Source organism: Rhodopila sp., from assembly GCF_035548235.1.
GTDB lineage: Bacteria > Pseudomonadota > Alphaproteobacteria > Acetobacterales > Acetobacteraceae > Rhodopila.
This window is the reverse complement of record NZ_DASZTJ010000061.1, coordinates 1-4,951: the sequence shown is the minus strand read 5'-3', so window position 1 is coordinate 4,951 and position 4,951 is coordinate 1. Positions and strand designations below refer to the sequence as shown.

The 4,951-nt window shown below is 65.6% G+C and carries 4 protein-coding genes; 2 read left to right on the top strand and 2 right to left on the bottom strand.

What is annotated here, in order from left to right; translation table 11 throughout:
• Both VHB27_RS05310 and VHB27_RS05305 read right to left on the bottom strand, forming a co-directional pair.
• The coding region (locus VHB27_RS05310) for an alpha-amylase family glycosyl hydrolase (protein ID WP_325597932.1) at positions 1-1,023 on the bottom strand (1,023 nt) is incomplete at its 3' end.
• A 224-nt stretch (positions 1,024-1,247) separates the two neighbouring features.
• Complete coding sequence (locus tag VHB27_RS05305) at positions 1,248-2,054, bottom strand: glutaminyl-peptide cyclotransferase (protein ID WP_325597930.1); 807 nt, start codon at positions 2,052-2,054, stop codon at positions 1,248-1,250.
• A 241-nt stretch (positions 2,055-2,295) separates the two neighbouring features.
• Between VHB27_RS05305 and VHB27_RS05300 the strand changes: the two genes are divergently transcribed.
• A complete protein-coding gene (locus VHB27_RS05300) occupies positions 2,296-3,606 on the top strand; it encodes an MdtA/MuxA family multidrug efflux RND transporter periplasmic adaptor subunit (RefSeq protein ID WP_325597928.1) in 1,311 nt (436 codons plus the stop codon).
• The coding region (locus VHB27_RS05295) for an efflux RND transporter permease subunit (protein ID WP_325597926.1) at positions 3,603-4,951 on the top strand (1,349 nt) is incomplete at its 3' end. The genes VHB27_RS05300 and VHB27_RS05295, both read left to right, overlap by 4 nt.

Genomic DNA, 4,951 nt, shown 5'->3' with positions numbered 1-4,951 from the left:
GTCGTGGTTCTGGATGAACGCGACAAACGCCTCGGGCGGCAAGTGCCCGCTTGGTTCCCCCCGCGGATGGCCGCGATACTCCATCATTTCGCCCTGGAAGCCGAACCCCTCCGCCAGCGTGCGGCCCAGGCGTCCGGTCTCCGGCCGATAGGCGGCGTAGTAGCCGTCCGCCTCGCCGGTCGCGGCGACGTGCAGGACGTGATGCGCGTCGTCGTTCCACTGCGCGGAGTAAAGGCCGCGTTCCAGCAGCTTAGCCTGGTTCTGTTCGTTCTCCAGGATCAGGTGGACGGGGTGACTCAACGGCAAGGCGCGCAGCCGCTCCGCCATTTCCACCAGGATATGGCGCTCACTGTCATCCTGGATGGCGTGGACGGCGTCGAAACGCAGGCCGTCGAGGTGGAAATCCGTCAGCCAATAGGCGGCGTTGCCGATGATGAAGTCGCGGACGGGCTTGGTCTCGAAATGCAGGCCGGCGCCCCACGGCGTCTGATGGCGGTCGGTGAAGAAGTGCGGGGCATAGGCGCCCAGGTAGTTTCCGTCGGGGCCGAAATGGTTATAGACGACGTCCAGCAGCACCATGATCCCGCGTGCATGGGCGGCATCGACGAGCGCCCGCAGGTCGTCCGGCGTGCCATAAGCGGCGTCAGGCGCGTAGAGCAGCACGCCGTCGTATCCCCAGTTGCGCGTGCCCGGGAAATCGGCGACCGGCATGATCTCGATCGCGGTGACGCCCAGGACCTGCAGGTGGTCCAGACGTCCGATCGCGGCACGGAACGTGCCTTCCGGGGTGAAAGCGCCGATATGCAGCTCGTAGATGACGGCCTCATGCCAAGGACGGCCGTGCCACGACGCATCGTTCCATACGTAATGATCCGGATCGACCACCTCGCTTGGTCCGTGGACATCCTGGGGCTGGAACCGCGACGCGGGGTCAGGCACCGACAACCCGTCCGGCAGCACGAAGCGGTACAGCGTCCCGGGGCCGGCGTCAGGGACATCGGCCACGTGCCAGCCGTCGTCCATCGCCCGCATCTCGGCCGGCGGCCGGCCTTCGATGGCCAGTCGGATGGACCGGTGCTCCGGTGTCCAACGGGGGGCCCAAAGATGGAATCTGACGCCGGAACCCGGCAACAGCCGAGGTCCAGGTCGCGGATCGTCCAAACGGGAGTGCATCACCGGCCCTGTTATACCACGCCGGAGGTAAATGCGCCGCCCCCGCTCCGGTCACCCAGCGATCACAAACGTGATTACCCCGGCCCGGAAATGGCTGCGCAGATATCGGGCTTGGGGGCCGCCGCGGGCACGAGCTTGACCTGGTACAGCTTGGGCCAGAGCTTCCCCGTCACGAACAGACGGTCGTGTTCGGCGTCATAGGCGATGCCGTTGGGTACCTTGTCCGGCGGATGGGCGGGGTTCCATGCCGCCAGCTTCTCCAGATCAATCGCCCCGACGACGTCGCCCGTCCTGGGGTCGATGCGCACGATCTCATCCGTGACCCAGATGTTGGCGTAGACCTCGTCCTTGACCCATTCCAATTCGTTTATGTTGCGGATCGGCTTGCCGTCGCAGGTGACGTGGATGCGCCCCGCTTCAACCAGGGTGGCGGGGTTCAGGATACGCAGGTCGGTGGTGCCGTCGCTCATGATCAGGCGCGCGCCGTCCTGGGTCAGCGCCCAGCCTTCCCCCTTGATCGGGAAGTGCGACAGCGGCTTGAAAGTCCGCAGGTCGTAGACGAAGCCGACATGGTTCTGCCAGGTCAGCTCGATCAACCTGTTCCGCCAGGCGACGATGCCCTCGCCGAAATAGGGAGGAGCAAGCGGACGGCGCTGGAGGACCTTGCCGGTGGCGAGGTCGACCTTGCGGATGGAGGATTGCCCGACCTGCCCGGTGGCCTCGTACAGGAAGCCGTCCCGATAGAACAAGCCCTCGGTGAAAGCTGTCGGATCATGGGGATAGGCCGCGACGACCTGCACGTCGTATTGAGGGACGGCGGCGCGAAGGCAGACGGGGATCACGATCCAGGCGGCGGCCAGAAGAGAGGCTTTGAGCGACATGTCGGGTCCGGGTGGGCTTCGCCCCGACTGCAGGCGCGGGCGCGTCCCGTACACCATGTCACGGTCTTGGCATGAGTCAAATGGCCGCGGCGCTCTTCACGCCTCCGCGAGCCGTATATAACTGGCCTGTAACCAAGCGGCACGACGGGTAACATCGACGGCTTGGAACTTGCGGTAGGCCGTCCGAACGCTTTATCGCCGGAAGCCTGTTACGGAGCACCAGCGGAAGGCAGCGCGCCGGATGGATGAGATAGTCGAGCGAGAGCGGACAAAGCCGAACACGCCCGCGACGAAGCCCGGGAGCCCGACGAAGCGCCGCTCCGGCCTCGGACGGGCGCTGCTGGCGCTCGTGGTGCTGGGGGCGATCGGCGGCGGCTGGTACTGGTGGGCGCATCGCGAGCCCTCGACGGCGGGGCGCGCGGGCAACGCCAATCGTTTTGCCCAGGGCGCGCCGCAACCGGTCGGCTTCGCGACGATCGACAAGGGCGACATCCGCATCATCCTCAACGAGTTGGGGACGGTCACGTCCCTGGACACCGTCACCGTCTACACGCAGATCAGCGGCCAGTTGCAGGAGATCGGGTTCAAGGAGGGGCAGGAGGTCCATAAGGGCGACTTCCTCGCCCAGATCGATCCCAGGCCCTACCAGGCGGCGCTGGAGCAGGCCGAGGGCACGCTGGCCAAGGACCAGGGGCTGCTGGCGCAGGCGCAGACCGACTTGAAGCGTTACCAGACGCTGGGGCGGCAGGATTCGATCGCGCAGCAGCAGCTCGACGATCAGAAATATCTCGTGCAGCAATATGCCGGCCAGGTGAAGGCCGATCAGGGCGCGGTGGATACGGCGAAGGTGAACCTGTCCTATTGCCGGATCGTCTCGCCCATCGATGGGCTGGTCGGCCTGCGCCAGGTGGATGAGGGCAACTACATCCAGGCGTCGGGCACCACCGGGATCGCCGTGATCACGCAGTTGCATCCGATCTCGGTGCTGTTCTCGGTGACCGAGGACAACCTGCCGGACATTCTTTCGGAAGTCCGCAAGGGCCAGGTGCTGGACGCCGAGGCGTATGACCGCACCAACACCAGGCACCTGGAATCCGGCCACCTGGCAACGCTGGACAACGTGATCGACACCACCACCGGCACGCTGAAGCTTCGGGCGCTGTTCGACAATCCGGACGAGATGCTGATCCCCAATCAGTTCGTCAACGTCCGCCTGCTGGTCAACACGCTGAAGGACACGGTGCGCGTGCCGGTATCCGCGGTGCAGCGGGGTGAGCCGGGGACATTCGTGTACGTGGTCAACGCCAACGATACGGTTTCCGTACGGACGATCAAAGTCGGCCCGATCGATGGGCAGTACGAGGCGGTGACCTCCGGCCTTCAGCCCGGCGACCGCGTCGTCACCGAAGGCACGGACCGGCTCCGCGACGGCTCGAAAGTGACACTGCCCCAGGCTGAGCAGGGGACGAAGCAGGGTGCCGCGACCGAGCGTACGGGGGTTCATCCGGAGCAGACCAAAGGTGCCAAGGCGGGGTCCGCGGCAGGGAAATGAGCCCGTCCCGCCCGTTCATCCTCCGTCCGGTCGCCACCACCCTGCTGATGGCGGCGATCCTGATGGTCGGCTTCGTCGCCTACCGCTTCCTGCCGGTTTCGGCCCTGCCGGAGGTCGACTATCCCACCATCCAGGTCCAGACCTTCTACCCCGGCGCCAGCCCGGAGGTGATGACGTCCTCCGTCACCTCGCCGCTGGAGGTGCAGTTCGGGCAGATGCCCAGCCTGAACGAGATGTTCTCGACCTCCTCGGCCGGGGCGTCGCTGATCACCCTGCAGTTCGGCCTGGACGTGAGCCTCGACGTCGCGGAGCAGGAGGTGCAGGCCGCGATCAACGCCGCCGGCAACCTGTTGCCCTCCGACCTGCCGGCGCCGCCGATCTATGCCAAGGTCAATCCCGCCGACGCGCCGATCCTGACACTGGCGCTGACCTCGGACACGCTGACCCTGCCTCAGGTCGAGGATATGGCGGATACACGCCTCGCGCAGAAAATCTCGCAGCTTCCCGGCGTGGGCCTCGTCAGCATCAACGGCGGGCAAAGGCCGGCGGTGCGTATCCAGGCCAATCTGCGCGCGCTTGCGGCCTATGGCCTCAACATCGACGATCTGCGCACCACGATCGGCAACGCCAACGTCAACACGCCGAAGGGCAGCTTCGATGGCCCCGCCCGCGCTTACACCCTCAATTCGAACGATCAGCTGAAATCGGCCGATGAATATCGCGATCTGGTGATCGCCTATAAGGACGGCGCGCCGGTACGGCTTTCCGACGTCGCCCGGATCGTCGATGGCGCGCAGAACGCCAAGCTCGCCGCTTGGATGAACGCGACGCCCGCCGTGATTCTCAACATCCAGCGCCAACCGGGCGCCAATGTTATCCAGGTCGTCGATACGATCAAAGCGCTGTTGCCGCAATTGCAAGCGTCGCTCCCGGCCGGCATCGACGTGTCGGTGCTGACCGATCGCACGAACACCATCCGCGCCTCGGTGCGCGACGTGGAATTCGAGCTGGCACTCGCCGTGGCGCTGGTGGTGCTGGTGATCTTCCTCTTTCTGCGCACGGTGCGCGCCACCATCATCCCGAGCCTCTCCGTGCCGCTCTCGCTCGTCGGTACGTTCGGGGCGATGTATCTCTGCGGCTTCAGCCTCAACAACCTGTCGTTGATGGCGCTGACGGTCGCGACGGGATTCGTCGTCGACGACGCGATCGTGATGATCGAGAACATCTCGCGCTATATCGAGGAGGGCGAGCCGCCGCTGCGCGCCGCCTTGAAGGGCGCCGAGCAGATCGGCTTCACCATCGTATCGCTGACGATCTCGCTCATCGCCGTGCTGATCCCGCTGCT

What these genes read in the sequence shown, in the direction of transcription:
- VHB27_RS05305 (WP_325597930.1), bottom strand. Translation starts at nt 2,054, where the DNA reads ATGTCGCTCAAAGCCTCTCTTCTGGCCGCCGCCTGGATCGTGATCCCC.
- VHB27_RS05300 (WP_325597928.1), top strand. Translation starts at nt 2,296, where the DNA reads ATGGATGAGATAGTCGAGCGAGAGCGGACAAAGCCGAACACGCCCGCG.